Annotated in this window: 19 protein-coding genes and 1 pseudogene; 18 read left to right on the top strand and 2 right to left on the bottom strand. The window is 73.2% G+C overall.

Going from position 1 to position 19,287, the window contains the following annotated elements:
• Window positions 1-25 precede the first annotated feature (25 nt).
• From ACQY0Z_RS03485 to tsaE, 4 genes are all read left to right on the top strand, one after another.
• Window positions 26-1,495, top strand: a complete 1,470-nt coding sequence (locus tag ACQY0Z_RS03485) for an NAD(P)H-hydrate dehydratase (RefSeq protein ID WP_347224797.1) — start codon at window positions 26-28, stop codon at window positions 1,493-1,495.
• Window positions 1,496-1,587: 92 nt separating this feature from the next.
• The gene (gene alr / locus ACQY0Z_RS03480) at window positions 1,588-2,766 is read left to right on the top strand and encodes an alanine racemase (RefSeq protein WP_439811825.1); all 1,179 of its coding nucleotides are present in this window, start codon (window positions 1,588-1,590) and stop codon (window positions 2,764-2,766) included.
• A 36-nt stretch (window positions 2,767-2,802) separates the two neighbouring features.
• Window positions 2,803-3,993, top strand: a complete 1,191-nt coding sequence (locus ACQY0Z_RS03475) for an alpha/beta fold hydrolase (RefSeq protein ID WP_254587792.1) — start codon at window positions 2,803-2,805, stop codon at window positions 3,991-3,993.
• Window positions 3,962-4,465 carry a tRNA (adenosine(37)-N6)-threonylcarbamoyltransferase complex ATPase subunit type 1 TsaE gene (gene tsaE / locus ACQY0Z_RS03470; protein ID WP_254587793.1) on the top strand — a complete coding sequence of 168 codons (504 nt, stop codon included), beginning with the start codon at window positions 3,962-3,964 and terminating at the stop codon, window positions 4,463-4,465. Before ACQY0Z_RS03475 ends, tsaE begins: the two co-directional genes overlap by 32 nt.
• Before the next feature lie 284 nt (window positions 4,466-4,749).
• On the opposite strand, the gene ACQY0Z_RS03465 is transcribed toward tsaE, so the two are convergent.
• Window positions 4,750-5,295, bottom strand: a complete 546-nt coding sequence (locus ACQY0Z_RS03465; protein ID WP_381724668.1) for a hypothetical protein — start codon at window positions 5,293-5,295, stop codon at window positions 4,750-4,752.
• A gap of 118 nt (window positions 5,296-5,413) precedes the next feature.
• Between ACQY0Z_RS03465 and tsaB the strand changes: the two genes are divergently transcribed.
• The 8 genes from tsaB to ACQY0Z_RS03425 all read left to right on the top strand — a co-directional run bounded on the left by tsaB (window position 5,414) and on the right by ACQY0Z_RS03425 (window position 12,167).
• Entirely contained in the window at window positions 5,414-6,067 is a 654-nt protein-coding gene (tsaB, locus tag ACQY0Z_RS03460; protein WP_189898835.1) for a tRNA (adenosine(37)-N6)-threonylcarbamoyltransferase complex dimerization subunit type 1 TsaB, read from the top strand.
• Complete coding sequence (gene rimI, locus ACQY0Z_RS03455) at window positions 6,064-6,621, top strand: ribosomal protein S18-alanine N-acetyltransferase (protein ID WP_439811824.1); 558 nt, start codon at window positions 6,064-6,066, stop codon at window positions 6,619-6,621. Before tsaB ends, rimI begins: the two co-directional genes overlap by 4 nt.
• Window positions 6,614-7,711 (top strand): tRNA (adenosine(37)-N6)-threonylcarbamoyltransferase complex transferase subunit TsaD, encoded by a 1,098-nt coding sequence (gene tsaD, locus ACQY0Z_RS03450; RefSeq protein WP_254587795.1) that lies wholly within the window; start codon window positions 6,614-6,616, stop codon window positions 7,709-7,711. The genes rimI and tsaD overlap by 8 nt, the downstream gene beginning before the upstream one ends.
• Window positions 7,708-7,971: a hypothetical protein gene (locus ACQY0Z_RS03445; RefSeq protein WP_439811823.1), complete on the top strand. Its 264-nt coding sequence runs from the start codon at window positions 7,708-7,710 to the stop codon at window positions 7,969-7,971. The genes tsaD and ACQY0Z_RS03445 overlap by 4 nt, the downstream gene beginning before the upstream one ends.
• Window positions 7,972-8,100: 129 nt before the next feature.
• The gene (locus tag ACQY0Z_RS03440; RefSeq protein WP_189898829.1) at window positions 8,101-9,153 is read left to right on the top strand and encodes a LacI family DNA-binding transcriptional regulator; all 1,053 of its coding nucleotides are present in this window, start codon (window positions 8,101-8,103) and stop codon (window positions 9,151-9,153) included.
• Window positions 9,154-9,356: 203 nt separating this feature from the next.
• Complete coding sequence (locus tag ACQY0Z_RS03435) at window positions 9,357-10,382, top strand: LCP family protein (RefSeq protein ID WP_254587802.1); 1,026 nt, start codon at window positions 9,357-9,359, stop codon at window positions 10,380-10,382.
• A gap of 101 nt (window positions 10,383-10,483) precedes the next feature.
• Entirely contained in the window at window positions 10,484-10,840 is a 357-nt protein-coding gene (locus ACQY0Z_RS03430; protein ID WP_019527939.1) for a YciI family protein, read from the top strand.
• Window positions 10,841-10,955: 115 nt separating this feature from the next.
• Entirely contained in the window at window positions 10,956-12,167 is a 1,212-nt protein-coding gene (locus tag ACQY0Z_RS03425; RefSeq protein ID WP_439811822.1) for an RNA polymerase sigma factor, read from the top strand.
• A gap of 35 nt (window positions 12,168-12,202) precedes the next feature.
• Here the strand turns inward: ACQY0Z_RS03425 and ACQY0Z_RS03420 are convergent, their stop codons facing one another.
• The gene (locus ACQY0Z_RS03420) at window positions 12,203-13,378 is read right to left on the bottom strand and encodes a THUMP-like domain-containing protein (protein ID WP_439811821.1); all 1,176 of its coding nucleotides are present in this window, start codon (window positions 13,376-13,378) and stop codon (window positions 12,203-12,205) included.
• A 123-nt stretch (window positions 13,379-13,501) separates the two neighbouring features.
• Between ACQY0Z_RS03420 and ACQY0Z_RS03415 the strand changes: the two genes are divergently transcribed.
• The 6 genes and pseudogenes from ACQY0Z_RS03415 (at window position 13,502) to ACQY0Z_RS03390 (ending at window position 19,285) form a co-directional block, all read left to right on the top strand.
• Entirely contained in the window at window positions 13,502-14,389 is an 888-nt protein-coding gene (locus tag ACQY0Z_RS03415) for a polysaccharide deacetylase family protein (RefSeq protein WP_381724656.1), read from the top strand.
• Window positions 14,386-15,114: pseudogene (locus ACQY0Z_RS03410) on the top strand (polysaccharide deacetylase family protein); the annotation flags it as partial. The gene ACQY0Z_RS03415 and the pseudogene ACQY0Z_RS03410, both read left to right, overlap by 4 nt.
• A gap of 474 nt (window positions 15,115-15,588) precedes the next feature.
• Window positions 15,589-15,897, top strand: coding sequence for a co-chaperone GroES (gene groES / locus ACQY0Z_RS03405; RefSeq protein WP_006130737.1), 309 nt, complete (start codon window positions 15,589-15,591; stop codon window positions 15,895-15,897).
• A gap of 177 nt (window positions 15,898-16,074) precedes the next feature.
• On the top strand, window positions 16,075-17,700 hold the full coding sequence (gene groL, locus ACQY0Z_RS03400) for a chaperonin GroEL (RefSeq protein ID WP_019527934.1): 1,626 nt from the start codon (window positions 16,075-16,077) through the stop codon (window positions 17,698-17,700).
• Between the two features lie 154 nt (window positions 17,701-17,854).
• Window positions 17,855-18,901, top strand: coding sequence for a hypothetical protein (locus ACQY0Z_RS03395; RefSeq protein ID WP_439811820.1), 1,047 nt, complete (start codon window positions 17,855-17,857; stop codon window positions 18,899-18,901).
• Window positions 18,902-18,979: 78 nt separating this feature from the next.
• Window positions 18,980-19,285, top strand: a complete 306-nt coding sequence (locus tag ACQY0Z_RS03390) for a hypothetical protein (RefSeq protein ID WP_136238198.1) — start codon at window positions 18,980-18,982, stop codon at window positions 19,283-19,285.
• The last annotated feature ends 2 nt before the right edge of the window (window positions 19,286-19,287 follow it).

The following is a 19,287-nucleotide window of genomic DNA, read 5'->3' as shown; positions in this document are numbered from 1 at the left end:
TGGGGCTTGCGGGAAACTCGGAGGTATGCGGACTGCTTACAGCGTGGAGACGGTCAGGGCGGCGGAGCGGGAACTGATGGCGCGGTTGCCGGAGGGGGCGCTGATGCAGCGTGCCGCCGCCGGGCTGGCTGTGGTGTGCGCCGATGTGCTGGAGCGGGTGTACGGCAGCCGGGTGGTGCTGCTGGTGGGGAGCGGGGACAACGGGGGCGACGCCTTGTACGCCGGGGCGCGGCTGGCTCGGCGGGGGGCCGGGGTGCGGGCCGTTCTGCTGGCGCCGGGGCGGGCTCATGCGGGTGGGCTGGCCGCGTTGCGGCGGGCCGGGGGTTCCGTGGTGGAGGCGGGGGACGAGGGGGCGGTCGCGCTTGTCGAGCGCGCTGATCTCGTGGTGGACGGGATCGTGGGGATCGGGGGGAAGGGCGGGCTGCGGGAGGCGGCTGTGCCGTTGGCGGAGGCGGCTCGGCGGGGGCGGGGGGCCGTTGTCGCCGTTGATCTGCCGAGTGGGGTCGACGCGGATACGGGGGAGGTGCGGGGGGCCGCTGTTCGGGCGGATGTGACGGTGACGTTCGGGGCGTACAAGCCGGGGCTGCTGATCGATCCTGGGCGTGAGTACGCGGGGGTGGTGCGGTTCGTCGACATCGGGTTGTCGATGCGGGGTTCGGGTTCTGGGGCCGGGGAGGCGGCTGCGGAGGCGTTGCAGCACGTGGACGTGGCGCGGTTGCTGCCGGTGCCGGGGGCGGAGAGTGACAAGTACCGGCGGGGGGTGGTCGGGGTTGCGGCCGGGTCCGCCCGGTATCCGGGGGCCGCTGTGCTGGCGGTGGGGGGTGCCTTGCGGGGCGGGGCCGGGGCCGTGCGGTACGTGGGGCCGGCGGGCGGGGCGGTTCTGGCTCGGTATCCCGAGACGCTGGTGTCCGAGCGGGGGCCTTCGCGGGCGGGGCGGGTGCAGGCGTGGGTCGTCGGGCCGGGGGCCGGGGACGACGCGGCGACGGTGGGGGAGGTGCTGGCCGCTGATGTGCCTGTGCTGATCGACGCGGACGGGTTGCGGTTGGCGGAGGTCGGGGATGTGCGGGGGCGGGGTGCGAGGGGCGTGCCTACGTTGATGACTCCGCATGCGGGGGAGGCGGCGGCGTTGCTGGGGGTCGAGCGGGAGGAAGTGGAGTCGGGGCGGCTCGCGGCTGCGCGGGAGCTGGCGGCGCGGTATGGGGCGGCTGTGCTGCTGAAGGGGTCGACGACGGTGGTGGCTGAGGCGGGGGGCGGGGGTGCGGTGCGGGTGAACCCGACGGGGACGCCGTGGCTGGCGACGGCGGGGAGCGGGGATGTGCTGTCGGGGCTCGGGGGGTCGCTGTTGGCGGCGGGGTTGTCGGCGCTGGATGCGGGGAGTGTGGGGGCGTATCTGCACGGGCTGGCGGGGCGGTTCGCGGCGGAGGGGGCGCCGGTGAGTGCGGAGGATGTGGCCGGGCGGATTCCGGAGGCTTGGCGGAGTGTGGTGAGGGGGTGAGGTCGGGTGCCTGCGGAAACCCGCACGGAGTGCAAAGGGTCCGCACCCCCGGTGCCAAGGCCCCGCGCGCCCCCTCTGAGACACTGTCCGGGATGAACGAGACAGCTGACCCGCACGGCGCGCAGCTCCGCGCCCGCGCTGTGATCGACCTCGCCGCCGTGCGGGCCAACGTGCGCACCCTGCGCGAGCGTGCCCCCCACGCCGCCCTGATGGCCGTGGTCAAGGCCGACGGATACGGGCACGGCGCAGCCGAATGCGCCCGCGCGGCCGTGCAGGCCGGCGCGACCTGGCTGGGCGCCGCCACCCCGCAGGAGGCGCTCGCTCTGAGGGCGCCGGAGTCGGGCGTGCCGGACGACGTCCGGGTCATGTGCTGGCTGTGGACCCCCGGAGGGCCCTGGCGGGAGGCCGTCGAGGCGGACATCGAGGTCTCCGTGAGCGGCTTCTGGGCGCTGGACGAGGTCGTCGCGGCGGCACGGGCGGCCGACAAGCCCGCGCGCGTGCAGCTCAAGGCGGACACCGGCCTCGGGCGCGGCGGGTGCCAGCCCGGCGACTGGCCCGAGCTGGTCGCGGGCGCGCTGCGCGCGGAGGCCGAGGGGCTGCTGAAGGTCACCGGACTCTGGTCGCACTTCGCCTGCGCCGACGAGCCCGGCCACCCGTCCATCGCCGCCCAGCTCCTCACCTTCCGCGAGATGGTCGCGTACGCCGAGTCGCAGGGCGTCGAGCCCGAGGTGCGGCACATCGCCAACTCGCCCGCGACGCTGACGTTGCCCGACAGCCACTTCGACCTGGTGCGGCCCGGTATCGCGATGTACGGCGTCTCGCCCAGCCCCGAGATCGGCACGCCGATGGAGCTGGGGCTGCGGCCCGCGATGACCCTCACGGCGTCGCTGGCGCTGGTGAAGAACGTCCCGGGCGGGCACGGCGTCAGCTATGGGCACCATTACGTGACCGCCGGGGCCACGACCTTGGGGCTCGTGCCTCTTGGGTACGCCGACGGGATTCCGCGCCATGCCTCCGGTGGCGGGCCTGTGCTGGTGGAGGGGAAGTGGCGGACCGTTGCCGGGAGGGTTGCCATGGATCAGTTCGTGGTGGACCTGGGCGGTGACGAGCCCGGGCCCGGTGCCGAGGCCGTGCTGTTCGGGCCCGGCGATCGTGGTGAGCCCACCGCCGAGGACTGGGCGCAGGCGTCCGGGACCATCGCGTACGAGATCGTGACCCGGATCGGCAGCCGTGTCCCGCGTGTTTATGTGAACGGGGAACAGAGCGGGTAAGCGCCCTGCGTGGGGTCCGGGGAAGAGGAGCGGTACGTGAGCGAGAGCAGTGCGCCTGGATGGCGTCGGGCGACCGGTGTCGCGGGCCTCGCGATAGGCGTGCTGGCCACCGGCGCCGCCGCCGGCGTGGCCATGGAGCGGATGACCGTCGGCCGGGGCATGCGCCGCAAGGCCCGGCTGGTGCTCGACTCGGCGGGGCCGTACGGCTCCCTGCGGGGGACGCCCGGCAAGGCGTACGCCGACGACGGGACCGAGCTGTACTACGAGGTCGACGAGGTCGAGGCGCAGGCGGAGAACGGTAAGCGGCGGCGGTTGTTCGGGCGGCGGACGCCCGCGCCCGTGACCGTGGTGTTCAGTCACGGGTACTGCCTGAACCAGGACTCCTGGCATTTCCAGCGGGCCGCCCTGCGGGGGGTCGTGCGGACCGTGCACTGGGACCAGCGCAGTCATGGGCGTTCCGCCCGAGGGGCCGCCCAGGTGGAGCGTGGGGAGCCCGTCAGTATCGAGCAGCTCGGGAGGGATCTGAAGGCCGTCATCGATGCCGCCGCTCCCGAAGGGCCGCTTGTGCTTGTCGGGCATTCCATGGGTGGGATGACGGTCATGGCGCTCGCCGATCAGTTCCCGGAGATCATTCGGGAGCGGTGTGTCGGGGTCGCCCTGGTGGGGACGTCTTCGGGGCGGCTGGGGGAGGTCAACTTCGGGCTGCCGGTCGCCGGCGTCAACGCCGTGCGGCGCGTGCTGCCCGGGGTGCTGAAAGCGCTGGGGCAGCGGGCCGAGCTGGTGGAGAAGGGGCGGCGGGCCACCGCCGATCTGTTCGCCGGGGTCATCAAGCGGTATTCGTTCGCCTCGAGGGACGTCGATCCCGCCGTCGCGCGGTTCGCCGAGCGGATGATCGAGTCGACGCCGATCGATGTCGTTGCCGAGTACTACCCGGCTTTTGACGGGCATGACAAGGCTGAGGCGCTGGCGCACTTCGGTGAGCTGCCTGTGCTGGTGCTGGCGGGCGTGGGGGATCTCGTCACGCCCAGTGAGCACAGTGAGGCCATCGCCGATCTGCTGCCCGGGGCCGAGCTGGTGCTGGTGCCCGACGCCGGGCACCTGGTGATGCTGGAGCACCCCGAGCAGGTGACCGACCGCCTCGCCGACCTGCTCGTCCGCGCGGGCGCGGTGCCCGCAGGGGCTACCGTGGGTGGCTATGGAAGCAGCAGCACCCCACAGCCTCGCTGAACTGACCGTCACCTCCCCCGAGCAGATGCGCGACCTCGGCCGGCGTCTCGCCAAGCTGCTGCGCGCGGGCGACCTCGTACTGCTCTCCGGTGAGCTGGGAGCCGGCAAGACGACCCTGACGCGCGGGCTCGGCGAAGGGCTCGCAGTGCGGGGCGCGGTGACCTCGCCGACGTTCGTCATCGCCCGCGTGCACCCCTCGCTGGGGGACGGTCCGCCGCTGGTGCACGTCGACGCCTACCGGCTGGCGGGAGGCCTCGACGAGATGGAGGACCTGGACCTCGACGTCTCGCTCCCCGAGTCGGTGGTCGTCGTCGAGTGGGGCGAGGGCAAGGTCGAGGAGCTGGCCGAGGACCGCATGCACGTCGACATCCACCGGGCCGTCGGTGACACCACCGACGAGGTGCGGCACGTCACCGTGCGCGGAATGGGCGCGCGCTGGGCCGGGGCCGAACTGGGGTCGCTGTCCGCCTGAACGTTTCCGACAAGGTGTCGGCAAGGTGTTGCGTACGCGGTGTGCCGCGTGGTCACATGGTATCCAGCTCGCGGTTAGGTAAACCTAACCGCGTCCCGCCCCCGACGTACAGGAGGCGCCATGCCGGCCGTCCCGAGCAGGCGTGAGTCCACGCCGCGACCGGTGCCCATGAGTGACCTGCTCGCCGCGTGCGCCGCGGCCGCCGCCGTCTCCACCCCGCCGCGCGCACCCGAGCCGCCGCGGCAGGAGAAGGCGGTGGAGGGGCGGCGGAAGGCCGCGTAGCCCTACGGGGCCACGACGACCGTGCGGCCGATCGTTGCGAACTTCCACATCGCCGCGCCGTCCGCCCGTGTCTCCCGGATGCCGCCCGTGCGTTCCGTGGGGTCGAGGACGGGCGCCGAGCCGTCGACCGCCGCGCTGAAGCCGATCACCGTGCCGTCCACGCTGGCGAAGCGCACCACGTGTTCCACCGGGACGCCGTCCGAGCCGGTGACCTTCCCCGAGCGGGACGTCACCCGGTAGGTGCCCGGGGCCGGGTCGACCGTGCTGGGGCTGACGCCGAAGGTGCGGCGCACCTTGTCGCCCTTGTCCACCAGCCACACCCGGTCGCGGCCCAGCGAGTACACGACCCGCTGTCCCACGCCCGTGTGCGGCGGGAGGGTTGCCGCGTGGTCGCTGCGGGGCGCCTTCGGCGCGGGGGCCGGGGAGCCGGACGCCTGGCGGCGCAGGTCCGGAGGGACCGTCTCCGCCGCGCGGTGGCCGAGGTAGCCGACCGTCGCGAGGGCCGCCGCGGTCAGTCCCGCCACGATCGCCGCACTGGTCCCCGCCATCACCGTCACCCCTGTCCCGCTTTGTCCCGCCGTGTACGGATGTGACGCGACCGTAGCAGTCCGTGACCGTCCGGCCCGTGCGGCCGTGGCCGGGGCGCGGGAGCCGTAGGCTGTTTGCGTGCTCTTGCTCGCTCTGGATACCGCCACCCCCGCCGTCACCGTCGCGCTGCACGACGGCGACGACGTCATCGCCTCGTCGAGCCAGGTGGACGCCCGGCGCCACGGTGAACTGCTGCTCCCGGCCGTCGACCGGGTGCTCGCCGAGGCCGGTCTGCGGCTCGACGCCGTCACCGGGATCGTGGCCGGCATCGGCCCCGGCCCCTACACCGGCCTGCGCGTCGGCCTGATGACCGCCGACACCTTCGGGCTCGCGCTCGGCGTGCCCGTCCACGGTGTGTGCACGCTGGACGGCCTGGCCTACGCGGCCGACCTGGACGGCCCCTTCGTCGTGGCGACCGACGCCCGCCGCAAGGAGGTCTACTGGGCGCGGTACGCCGACTCGCGCACCCGCCTCACCGAGCCGGCCGTCGACCGGCCCGCCGACATCGCCGACCAGGTCGCGGGGCTGCCCGCCGTCGGCGCGGGCGCGCTGCTCTACCCGGACACCTTCCCGCAGGCGCGCGAGCCGGAGCACGTGAGCGCCGCCGCCCTCGCCCGGCTGGCCGTGGAGAGGCTGAAGGCGGGCGAGGAACTGCCCGCACCCCGGCCGCTGTACCTGCGGCGGCCCGATGCCCAGGTCCCCAAGAACTACAAGGTGGTCACCCCCAAGTGACGGGAACCGAGACGGTCGTCCTGCGTGAGATGCGCTGGTGGGACATCGACCCCGTGCTGGAGCTGGAGCGCGACCTCTTCCCCGAGGACGCGTGGTCGCGCGGCATGTTCTGGTCCGAGCTGGCCCACTCCCGCGGGCCCGGGGCGACCCGGCGCTACGTCGTCGCCGAGGAAGACGGCCAGATCGTCGGCTACGCCGGCCTCACCACCTCCGGCGCGGAGGGCGACGACGGCGCCGCCCCGGCGGCCGACGTCCAGACCATCGCGGTCTCCCGCGACCACTGGGGCACCGGACTCGGGTCGCGGCTGCTGACCGAGCTGCTGCGCGCGGCCACGGCGTTCGAGTGCGCCGAGGTCATGCTGGAGTGCCGCGTCGACAACGTCCGCGCCCAGAAGCTCTACGAGCGCTTCGGCTTCGAGGTCATCGGAGTCAGGCGCGGCTACTACCAGCCGGGCAACGTGGACGCGCTGGTCATGCGCTTGACCGACCCGTCCTCCTCCGTGACCCCGGGCCACCCCGTGAACGGCGTACAAGGAACCGAGATCCATGGCTGACGAACCCCTGGTACTGGGGATCGAGACCTCCTGCGACGAGACCGGCGTCGGCATCGTCCGCGGCACCACCCTGCTCGCGGACGCCGTCGCCTCCAGCGTCGACGAGCACGCCCGCTTCGGCGGCGTCGTCCCCGAGGTGGCGAGCCGCGCCCACCTGGAGGCGATGGTCCCCACCATCGAACGGGCGCTGAAGGAGGCGGGGGTGAGCGCGCGCGACCTCGACGGCGTCGCCGTCACCGCGGGGCCCGGCCTCGCGGGCGCTCTGCTGGTCGGCGTCTCGGCGGCGAAGGCGTACGCCTACGCCCTCGGCAAGCCGCTCTACGGCGTCAACCACCTCGCGTCGCACATCTGCGTCGACCAGCTGGAGCACGGGCCGCTGCCCGAGCCGACGATGGCGCTGCTGGTCTCCGGCGGCCACTCCTCGCTGCTGCTGTCCGCCGACATCACCTCCGACGTGCGCCCGCTCGGCGCGACCATCGACGACGCGGCGGGCGAGGCCTTCGACAAGATCGCCCGGGTGCTGAACCTCGGCTTCCCCGGCGGCCCCGTCATCGACCGGTACGCCCGCGAGGGCGACCCCGACGCGATCGCCTTCCCGCGCGGCCTGACCGGGCCCCGCGACCCGGCGTACGACTTCTCCTTCTCCGGGCTGAAGACGGCCGTCGCGCGCTGGATCGAGGCCAAGCGGGCGGCGGGCGAGGAGGTGCCGGTGCGGGACGTGTCGGCGTCCTTCCAGGAGGCCGTCGTGGACGTGCTCACCCGCAAGGCAGTGAGGGCCTGCAAGGACGAGGGCGTCGACCATCTGATGATCGGCGGCGGCGTGGCGGCCAACTCCCGGCTGCGCGCCCTCGCCCAGGAGCGCTGCGAGGCCGCCGGCATCCGGCTGCGGGTGCCGCGCCCCAAGCTGTGCACGGACAACGGCGCGATGGTGGCCGCCCTCGGCGCGGAGATGGTCGCCCGCAACCGCGCGGCCTCCGACTGGGACCTCTCCGCGGACTCGTCGCTTCCGGTCACCGACCCGCACGTGCCGGGCGCCGCCCACACGCACGACCACGTCCACGAGACCGCCCGGGAGAACCTCTACACATGACCGTCGCGCTGATGTGGGAGGCCCGCGCGGTGCCGGGCCGCGGCCCCGACCTGCTGGCCTGGGCCGAGGAGCGGGCCCGCGTCCTGCCCCGCCGCCCGGTCCGCCGGGAGGTCTTCCGCGCGCCGCAGGACCGCGTCCTCGTCATCACCTGGTGGAACGCCCCCTTCGACGCAGACCTCCCCGAGCTCCCGGAGCCGGAGAGCACGCTGGTCACGCGGGCGGTGCACCGGTGGCGGTTCGAGTCGCTGGGGAGTGTCTGAGGGGGCGAGGGGGCGTCGTGTCGCGGGCGCGTGGCACCCGTGTGACACGAATGTTTCGTCATACGTTTCGAATGTTCCGGGCGGTCGAAGGTCTTCGCCCGCGCGGCTCACGGAGATACGATCGCCGCCATGACTTCCCCGCAGCCCGCTGACACCCGGACCCACGGGCGCAGCACGCAGACCGCGACGCTCGCCGAGATCGCCCGCGAGGCGGGTGTGTCCGCGCCGACTGTTTCGAAGGTGCTCAACGGCCGCGCCGACGTCGCCCCCGGCACCCGGTCCCGGGTCGAGGAGCTGCTGCGCACCCACGGCTACCGGCGCCGCCGCGCCGAGGCCAGCCGCTCGCCCCTGATCGACCTGGTCTTCCACGAACTGGAGAGCGCCTGGGCGATGGAGGTCATCCGGGGCGTGGAGAACGTCGCCCGGGACGCGGGACTGAGCGTCGTGCTGTCCGAGAGCGCGGGGCGGCTCACGCCCGGCCGCACCTGGGCCGACCAGGTCGCCGCCCGCCGCCCGCACGGCGTGATCCTCGTGCTGTCCGGCCTCGACGAGTCCGGGCGCGCGCTGCTGACCAGCCGTTCCATCCCCTTCGTGGTGATGGACCCGGCCGGCGACCCGGGCACCGACGTGCCCTCCATCGGCGCGACCAACTGGCAGGGCGGGCTCGCCGCGACCCGGCATCTGATCGAGCTGGGGCACACCCGGATCGGCGCGATCAGCGGACCCTCACGGATGATGTGCAGCCGCGCCCGCGTCGACGGCTACCGGGCCGCCCTGGAGACCGCCGGGCTGCCGGTGGACCCGTCCCTGATCGTGTCCGGCGACTTCCACCACGACGCCGGCTACCGGCAGGGGCTCGCCCTGCTGCGCCGCGAGGACCGGCCCACCGCCGTGTTCGCCGGCAACGACCTCCAGGCGCTCGGGCTGTACGAGGCCGCGCGCGAGCTGGGGCTGCGGATCCCGGAGGACCTGAGCGTGGTCGGCTTCGACGACCTGCCGGTGGCCCGCTGGGTCGGCCCGCCGCTGACGACCGTACGGCAGCCGCTGACGGAGATGGCGGAGGCGGCGGCCAAGCTGGTGCTCGACCTGGGCAAGGGGGAGGACTCGGCCGCGGCGACACGCGTGGAGCTGGCGACCAGCCTGGTGGTGCGGAGCAGTACGGCGGCGCCGGCGGGGCGGTGAGCCGTCCGGCGGCGGTCGGTCGCGACCCCGGGGACGCGGTGGGTCGCGGCGACGGGAGTCCGGCTGGTCGCGCATCTGAGAATTTCGCGAGAAAGACGTCCGGGGGACGTCGTCCGTCATGATTCGGACGTAAGTTCCCGTCTGTGACGGGACATCAGGGGACAAGCGGGGACAGCGGCACGGGGGACGCCGGGAGCGCGGACATACCGCCCGGCCGGCGAAGGAGACGGACGCTGAAGGCCGTCGGGGGTGTGCTGGCCGGCCTGCTGGTGTTCGGCGCGGGCGCGGCGGCCTGGGCGTATCTGCGGCTGGACGGGAACATCCGCGGTGTGGACATCGACCAGGCCCTGGGCGACGACCGCCCCGCACGGGCCTCGGCCACGCCGGCCCCGTCGACGTACGGGGACGCCTCGCCGCTGCCGGCCGGGGCGCTGAACGTGCTGGTGCTCGGCTCCGACTCGCGCACCGGCGCGGAGAACCGGGAGCTGGGCGGCGGGCCGGAGGGCGGTGCCCGGTCCGACACCGCGATGGTGGTCCACCTCGACGCCGGGCGGACCTCCGCGACCGTGGTCAGCATCCCCCGCGACACCCTCGTCGACCGGCCGTCCTGCCCCCTGGAGGACGGGGACGCGGCCTCGGCGGCGTCCGGGGTCATGTTCAACACGGCGTACGAGGTGGGCGGTCCGGTGTGCGCGGTGAAGACCGTCGAGGCCCTCACCGGTGTGCGCATGGACCACTACGTCGAGATCGACTTCGCCGGGTTCGCCCGCCTGGTCGACGCGCTCGGCGGGGTCACTGTCACCACCCGCGAGGACATCGACGACGACCGCAGCCACCTCGCGCTCGACGCCGGCACCCACCACCTGGACGGCGAACAGGCGCTCGCGCTCGCCCGCACCCGGTACGACGTCGGCGACGGCAGCGACCTGAACCGGATCACGCTCCAGCAGGACCTGGTGAAGGCGCTGGTCCGGCAGATCGGCGAGCGGGACCTGCTGACGAACCCGGCCGCGCTGTTCGGGGTCGCCGACGCCGTCACCGAAAGCCTCACCACCGACACCGGTCTGGACTCCCTCGGCGAACTGGCGTCCTTCGCGGGCAGCCTGGACGGATTGACCGCCGACCGGATCACCACCGTGACCATGCCGGTGCTGCCGGCCCCCTCCGACCCCAACCGGGTGGTGCCGGACGAGCCGGAGGCGGGGAAGCTGTGGGCCTCGCTGAAGTGAGGCGAGAATTTTTTCTTCCGGGTGTCGATTTCCGTCCGCGCCGTTCGACGCAGGGGTGAGAGGCCGGGAAGGACCCGGCCCGCACACCACGAGGAGCCGACATGCCGCGCTATCTCTCCCTCATCCGGATCGACGAGAACAACGCCCCCGAGGGCGGACCCAGCCCCGAGCTGATGCAGCGGATGGGCGAGCTGATCGAGGAGATGACCAAGAACGGCGTCCTGCTGGACACGGCCGGACTGACCCCGACCGCCCAGGGATCCAGGGTCCACTACGAGGGCGGACAGCTGTCCGTGACGGACGGGCCGTTCACCGAGACCAAGGAGGTCATCGGCGGGTACGCCCTCCTGCAGGCCAAGGACAAGGCCGAGGCGATCGAGTGGACCAAGCGGTTCCTGAAGGTGCACGAGCCGCACTGGACGGTGACCTGCGAGGTCCGGGAGATCGAGGAGGGCTGACCGGGCCGGCCCCGCGGGCCGCACTTGGCCTGGCCGCCGTACGGGTGTCTGATGGTGGGCTGTGACACCACAGCCCACCGCCGGACCTGACGGGGCCGTCGAGACGGTCTTCCGTATGGAGTTCCCGCGGGTGGTCGCCGCGGTGGCCCGGGTCGTCCGGGACGTCGGCATCGCGGAGGAACTCGCGCAGGACGCCCTGGTCGCGGCCCTGGAGCAGTGGCCGCGGGACGGGGTGCCCGACAACCCGGGCGCCTGGCTCACCGCCACCGCCCGGCACCGCGCCGTCGACCTGGTGCGCCGCCGGGAGACGTACGCCCGCAAGCTCGCCGAGATCGGCCGGGACGCCGACCTGGTGACGGCCCCGCCCGAGCCGCCCGCCGACCCGGACGACATCGACGACGACCTGCTGCGGCTCGTCTTCACCGCCTGCCATCCCGCCCTGTCCGCCGAGGCGCGCACCGCCCTCACCCTGCGGCTGCTCGGCGGGCTGACCACGGCCGAGATCGCCCGCGCCTTCCTCGTGCCCGAGGCGACCGTGGCGCAGCGGATCGTCCGCGCCAAGCGCACGCTGGCCAGGAGGAACGTCGCCTTCGAGGTGCCGTACGGGCCCGACCGCGAGGCCCGCCTCGGCTCGGTCCTCGACGTCATCTACCTGATCTTCAACGAGGGCTACGCGGCCACCGCCGGCGACGACTGGCTGCGGCCCGCGCTGTGCGAGGACGCGCTGCGGCTGGCCCGTGTGCTGTCGGGGCTGATGCCGAAGGAGCCCGAGGTGCACGGGCTGACGGCCCTGCTGGAGTTCCAGGCGTCCCGGACCGCCGCCCGCACCGGCCCCGACGGCGAGCCGGTGCTGCTCGCCGACCAGAACCGCGCCCGCTGGAACCGCCTGCTCATCACCCGCGGCGCCACCGCCCTCGCCCGCGCCGACGCGGTCGCCTCCGGCCCCCCGGGCCCGTACGTCCTCCAGGCGGCCATCGCCGCGTGCCACGCCCGCGCGTACCGCTACGAGGAGACGGACTGGCACCGCATCGCCGCCCTCTACGCCCTGCTCGCCGCCCGCACCCCGTCCCCGGTGATCGAACTCAACCGCGCGGTCGCCGTCTCCATGGCGGAGGGCCCGGAAGCGGCCCTGCCCCTGGTGGACGCGTTGTCGACGGAACCGGCGCTGCGTGAGTACCACTTGCTGCCGAGTGTCCGGGGCGACCTGCTGGCCCGGCTGGGGCGTCGGGAAGAGGCGCGGGAGGAGTTCCTGAGGGCGGCGGAGCTGGCGGGGAACGCACGGGAGCGGGAGATGTTGCGGGGGCGGGCGGAGGGGGTGGGGGGGTGAGGGGGCGCGGCCCGGCTTTTTGGGGGAGGGGCTGATCAGCGCACCGGATGCCCCAGCAGCATCGTCGGAGCACCAGCCACCCGGGTCAGGAAGACCGTGACCGATGCCGTGCCGTGCGGCTTCGGGAGGGCCTTGCGGCGGAGTTCCTCCGGTTCTACCGCCGAACCCCGCTTCTTGACCGTCAGGACGCCCACCTCGCGCTCCCGGAGGAGGGCCTTCAGCTTCTTGACGTTGAAGGGGAGCCGGTCCGTGATCTCGTAGGCCGTGGCGTACGGGGTCGGGGTCAGGGTGTCCGCGGTGATGTAGGCGATGGTCGGGTCGATCAGGCCGCCGGCGAAGGGTTCGGCGGCCTCGGCCACCAGGTGGGAGCGGATGACGGAGCCGTCGGGCTCGTACAGGTAGCGGCCGACGGGGCGGACCTCGGGGTCGGGGAGGCCGCGGGAGACCAGGGTGCGCGGGCCCGGGAGCAGGGTCGCGCGGACCGTGCCGGGCGCGGTGCCGAACCACAGGACCGCCTCCTTCACGTCCCCGCCGTCGGAGATCCACTCCGCCTCGGCCTCGGCCGGAATCGCCTCGTGCGGGACGCCGGGGGCGATCTTCAGCGCGGCGGCCACGGGCGCCTTCAGCGCCGCCTCCACCGCCCACGACAGGGGAGGCGAGTACGCCTCCGGGTCGAAGATCCGGCCGCGCTTCGACGAGCGCCGGGCCGGGTCCACGAACACCGCGTCGTAGCCGGACGTGTCGACCTCCGTCACGTCCGCCTCCCGCACCTCGATCAGGCCGGAGAGGCCCAGCGCCTCCGCGTTGGCGCGGGCGGCCGCGGCCGTCTGCGGGTCCCGGTCGACGGCCAGGACCCGGATTCCGGCCCGCGCCAGCGCGATCGCGTCACCGCCGATCCCGCAGCACAGGTCGGCGACCGACCGTACGCCCGCCTCCCGCAGCCGCTCCGCCCGGTACGCGGCGACGCTGCGGCGGGTCGACTGCTCCACACCGTTCGGCGTGAAGAACATCCGCGCCGCGTCCTCCGCCCCGAACTTCGCCACCGCCCGCTGCCGCAGCCGCGCCTGGCCGAGCGCCGCCGAGACCAGTTCGGCGGGGTGGTCGCGGCGCAGCCGGGTCGCGACGGCGAGTTCCTGTGCGGGGTCGGTGTCGCGCACCTCGTCGAGGAGGGCGCGGCCTTCGGGGGTGAGGAGCGGGGCGAGGTCGTTCACCGGGTCATTGTGGGCCAGTCGGAGGACCGTGCGCCTCCGGCCGCGGTGTCGGCCCTGACGCGGGCCGGGCGGCTGCGAGGATCCGGCTCCATGCGAGTAGTAGGACAAAACGATAAGAAGCGGATGCGGCGGCCGAGGGTGCGGACCGGTCTCGCCGCCCTCGCGCTCGCCGTCCTCGCCTCGGGCTGCGGCGCGGACGGCGACACGGTCGAACCGGCCGGCGGCCAGCCCCTCCAGGCGCCCCCGGCGCGCGCCCTCGACTCCTACGCCGACAAACTGCGCGCCGCACAGGCCGCACGCGCCGCCGCGGCCGAACGCTGGGGCCTGAAGAAGGTCCCGCTGGCCGCCCCGCCGCCCCCGGAGAAGAAGCCGCACATCACCACCCGCGACGGTTTCGAGGTCGACGGTCACGAACGCCTCGACCTGCCACCCGTCTTCACCACCGTCCCGGTGAAGGAGAAGGTCGTCTTCCTCACCATCGACGACGGCGCCGAGAAGGACCCCGAGTTCCTGCGGATGATGACCGAACTGCAGGTGCCGTACAGCGCCTTCCTCAGCGACTACCTCGTCGAGGAGGACTACGGCTACTTCAAGGACATGCAGAAACGCGGGGTGGCCCTGCACAACCACACGCTCCACCACCCGTACCTGCCGGGCCTCTCGCGCGCCGAGCAGAAGCGCGAGATCTGCGGCATGCAGGACGTCATCCAGAAGCGCTACGGCACCCGCCCGGTCCTCTTCCGGCCGCCCTACGGAAACTACGACAAGTCGACCCTGCGCGCCGCCAGGAGCTGCGGCATCACCCACGTCCCGCTGTGGAACGAGGAGGTCTTCGCCGACCACTGGGAGTACCGCGAGTGGGACCGGAAGATCCACCCCGGCGACATCGTGCTGTCCCACTTCCGGGGCCGCGAGGACTGGGACGGCACGATGCGGGACATGATCCGCCGCTTCCTCGACAAGGTGACGGCCGAGGGGTACGCCGTGGCCAGGCTGGAGGACTACCTGTGAGGCGCCGGCGCGGGACCCCGGGGCCCCTTCCGGCGGCCCTCGCCCTGCTGCTCGCCGCGACCGCCGGATGCGCGGCCCCGTCCGGCGCGGGACACCTCTCCTCCCGCGCCGGCGGCCCGGTCACCGCCGTCGCCCCGGCGCCGCTCCCGCCGGTCGTCGACCACGTCACCACCGACGACCCGGTCGTCTTCCTCACCTACGACGACGGCGCCGAACGCGACCCCCGCTTCATCGACCTGGTGCGCGAGCGCAGGCTGCCGGTCAGCATGTTCCTCACCGACAGCGTGGTCGGCCCCGGCTACGGCCACTTCGCCCGCCTGCGCGCGGTCGGCGCCAACCTCCAGAACCACACCCTCGACCACCCGGCCCTGCCCGGCCTGCCCCTCGCCGCCCAGCGCGCCCAGATCTGCGGCCAGCAACGCAAACTCGCCGCCCGCTTCGGCGTCCGCCCCCGCCTCTTCCGCCCGCCCTACGGCCGCCACGACACCGCGACCCTCCGCGCCGCCGCCGAGTGCGGCATCGCCGCGGTGGTCCTCTGGCGCGTCACCCTGGAGCCCGACGGCCACCTCACGTACGCCCACGGCCCCCACCACCTGCGCCCCGGCGACATCATCTCCGTGCCGTCGGGCGAGGCCCCGCCTTTGTCCCTGGCGGAACGGACGTCCAGGCTCCTCGCGGAACTGGAGGAGCGGGACTTGAGGGTGGGCAGGCTGGAGGAGTACCTCCCTGGCCGTACACGCCCGGCCGTGGCCACTCCCAGCCCGTTCCCGGCCACTCCCAGCCCGGCCGCGGCCACTCCCAGCCCGTTCCCGGCCACTCCCAGCCCGGCCGCGGCCACTCCCAGCTCGGGCGTGGCCACTCCCAGCCCGGGCGAGGCCATTCCGGGCCCGTCCGGCGCTTGAGGACGAGGCCGTCAGGCCGACAGCGGGGGTTCGGGGCGCAGCGCCCCGGGCGTTCACACCAACACCGCCCACCGGACGACCGCGCCCGAAAAACACTCCCACCCCCCGACGCGCCGCACGGCAATTGGCACTCCGCTTGACCGAGTGCTAATCGCGGTCATAGTCTCGGGTCTGGCACTCCCCCCTGGAGAGTGCCAAAAAAGCGACGGGCAGGTCCGGCACCCGCGACGACGGATCGACCTGGTCGCCACCTCAGACAGTTAACCCCGTGAGATCTCCGAAGGGGGAGGTCGGATCGTGACGACCGCCAGCTCCAAGGTTGCCATCAAGCCGCTCGAGGACCGCATCGTGGTCCAGCCGCTCGACGCCGAGCAGACCACGGCTTCGGGCCTGGTCATTCCGGACACCGCGAAGGAGAAGCCCCAGGAGGGCGTCGTCCTGGCCATCGGTCCGGGCCGCTTCGAGGACGGCAAGCGCGTCGAGCTCGACGTGAAGGTCGGCGACGTCGTTCTGTACAGCAAGTACGGCGGCACCGAGGTCAAGTACAACGGCGAGGAGTACCTCGTCCTCTCGGCCCGCGACGTCCTCGCGATCGTCGAGAAGTAAATCGTCGAGAAGTAGTCGAGACGTAAGGGGACCCCGGGGCCTGCCCCCGGAGAACTCGACCTCGTAGCAAGTACTTCTGCTCGAACACTGCGCCCCTGGCCCCAGCATCCGACAAGGAGCCGGGCGGCCCAGGGGCGCAGTGATTTCATCTAGATTTCCGAGAGGGCTCCCGCTGCCATGGCGAAGATCCTGAAGTTCGACGAGGACGCCCGTCGCGCCCTCGAGCGCGGCGTCAACAAGCTTGCCGACACGGTCAAGGTGACGATCGGCCCCAAGGGCCGCAACGTCGTCATCGACAAGAAGTTCGGCGCCCCCACCATCACCAACGACGGTGTCACGATCGCCCGCGAGGTGGAGATCGAGGACCCGTACGAGAACCTCGGCGCGCAGCTGGTGAAGGAGGTGGCGACCAAGACCAACGACATCGCGGGTGACGGCACCACCACCGCCACCGTGCTGGCCCAGGCGCTGGTCCGCGAGGGCCTGAAGAACGTCGCCGCCGGCGCCTCCCCGGCCGCCCTGAAGAAGGGCATCGACGCCGCGGTCGCCGCCGTGTCCGAGGACCTCCTCGCCACCGCGCGTCCGATCGACGAGAAGTCCGACATCGCCGCCGTCGCCGCGCTGTCCGCCCAGGACCAGCAGGTCGGCGAGCTCATCGCCGAGGCGATGGACAAGGTCGGCAAGGACGGTGTCATCACCGTCGAGGAGTCCAACACCTTCGGTCTGGAGCTGGACTTCACCGAGGGCATGGCCTTCGACAAGGGCTACCTGTCGCCGTACTTCGTGACGGACCAGGAGCGCATGGAGGCCGTCCTCGACGAGCCGCAGATCCTCATCACGCAGGGCAAGATCTCCGCCATCGCGGACCTGCTGCCGCTGCTGGAGAAGATCATCCAGGCCAACGCCTCCAAGCCGCTGCTGATCATCGCCGAGGACGTCGAGGGCGAGGCCCTGTCGACCCTGGTGGTCAACAAGATCCGCGGCACCTTCAACGCCGTCGCCGTCAAGGCGCCCGGCTTCGGTGACCGCCGCAAGGCGATGCTGCAGGACATGGCGGTCCTCACCGGCGCCACGGTCGTCTCCGAGGAGGTCGGCCTCAAGCTCGACCAGGTCGGCCTGGACGTGCTCGGCTCCGCCCGCCGCGTCACCGTCACCAAGGACGACACCACGATCGTCGACGGCGCCGGCAAGAAGGAGGACGTGGAGGGCCGCGTCGCGCAGATCAAGGCCGAGATCGAGGCCACGGACTCCGACTGGGACCGCGAGAAGCTCCAGGAGCGCCTCGCGAAGCTGGCCGGCGGCGTGTGCGTGATCAAGGTCGGCGCCGCCACCGAGGTGGAGCTGAAGGAGAAGAAGCACCGTCTGGAGGACGCCATCTCCGCGACCCGCGCCGCGGTCGAGGAGGGCATCGTCTCCGGTGGTGGCTCCGCGCTGGTCCACGCCGTCAAGGTCCTCGAGGGCAACCTCGGCAAGACCGGCGACGAGGCCACCGGTGTCTCCGTGGTCCGCAAGGCCGCCGTCGAGCCGCTGCGCTGGATCGCCGAGAACGCCGGCCTCGAGGGCTACGTCATCACCTCGAAGGTCGCCGAGCTCGAGAAGGGCCAGGGCTTCAACGCCGCCACCGGCGAGTACGGCGACCTGATCAAGGCCGGCGTCATCGACCCGGTCAAGGTCACCCGCTCCGCCCTGGAGAACGCCGCCTCCATCGCCTCCCTCCTGCTGACGACCGAGACCCTGGTCGTCGAGAAGAAGGAAGAGGAAGAGCCGGCCGCCGCCGGCCACGGCCACGGGCACGCCCACTGACGACCTGAGGTCGCCAGAGCCTGAACGAAGGCCCGGCGCCCCGTCCACGAGGACGGAGGCGCCGGGCCTTCGCCGTACCTCACCAGGACCACGGAACCGCACCCCGACGGTCCGCAGTCTCAGCAGACGACGGCCGAAGCGGGAGGGGACGGCGATGGACCAGGTGCTGTACGGGGAACGCTCCCGCAATCCGCTCGCGCGGACCGTGCACCTCAGCGAGGCCGGACTGCGCAGGGGCGGCCGGACGACCCCGCTGGAGGAGCTGAACCTCGCCGCCATGGCGGAAGCGTTCCTGCGGGGCGCCTGGCTGGGCGGCGGAGGCGTCGAACGTCCATTGGCGTCCCTTCCGCAAGGTGCCGGCCCGGTCCCGGTCACCCGGGCCACGGGCTCCTGCGTCCCGCTGAAGGTGCGTCAGGCGTCCGCCTTCGCCCACGCGCTGGGCGAGCTAGCGGTACGCCGCTGCGGCGGCCCGGAGCAGGTCGCCGCCCTCGCCACGCGGGCACAGCAGGAGGGCGTCCCGCTGTGGATCGCCCGCCGCTACGCGCACGGCCCCGCCGGTCCGATAGCCGTCGCCGTGGACCGCCGCCAGGCCCGCGTCGACGCCTGGGGCCCGCACGCCCCCGCCGTACGCCTGCGCGCGCCGTACGGATTCCTCGGCCACGGCGACGGAGGCACCGGCCTGGTGCTGACCGTCGGGGACGCCGCGGCCCGTCTGGTCCTGCGCAAGAAGTTCCGCAAGTCGAGGAGCACGGTGGAGATCGGGCTCCCCGACCGGCAGTGGACGCTGCGCCGCGCGGACCCGGAGGCATCCCGGCTGTTCCGCGGCGACACCCCGGTCGCCCTGCTGATCCGCCCGCCGCGAAGGGCCGAACCGGCCCCCGGCACCCTGCTGCTGCCACTGGCCGAGGTCCGCCACGAGAGCCCCGACCCGCTGGACGCGGTCATGGCCCACGCGGTCGCGGTCTCCTTCGGCCTCGGCGACGCCACAGGCCTGGCCCGCTTCCGCCCGGCCCGCCACCACCGCGACACCGACGACGGCTGGGACCAGCCCTGGTTCAGCAACCTCGGCCGAGGCCGCGACGACAACGAACCCGGCGGCAACGACGGCTGGGGCAGCGACGGAGGCGACGCCGGAGACGGGGGCGGCGGCTGGGACGGCGGGGACGGCGGTGGGGGAGACGGGGGCGGGGGCGGTGACTAGCCGGGACACCGCCGGCACCGGATCCGTGCGGCTGGGGCATCATGTCCGGACCGGCGGTCGAGGAGTGGAGGGCGAGAGGTGTCGTTCCTGAGGTTCGCCAGTGACGAGGTCCTGTGGATGGCCGGCACGCTGGAGACCAGCGGCGGCCAGATGAAGTCGGCGTCCAAGGAGCTGAAGCACGCCGACGCCCGCCAGATCGGCCACAGCGGTCTGGAGTCGGCCTGCGACGACTTCGCCGAATCCTGGGACTACGGCTTCGGCGAACTGGCGAAGCTGACCAAGGGCGTGTCGAAGTTCGCGCGGAAGGCGTCCGACGAGTTCCTCGGACTCGACGGGAAGCTGTCGCAGGAGCTGCGCAAGAAGCGTGCCGAGGGCGGCACATGAGC

Source organism: Streptomyces sp. P9-2 (genome assembly GCF_051903975.1).
GTDB lineage: Bacteria > Actinomycetota > Actinomycetes > Streptomycetales > Streptomycetaceae > Streptomyces > Streptomyces cellulosae.
This window is presented reverse-complemented; position numbering and strand designations above follow the sequence as displayed.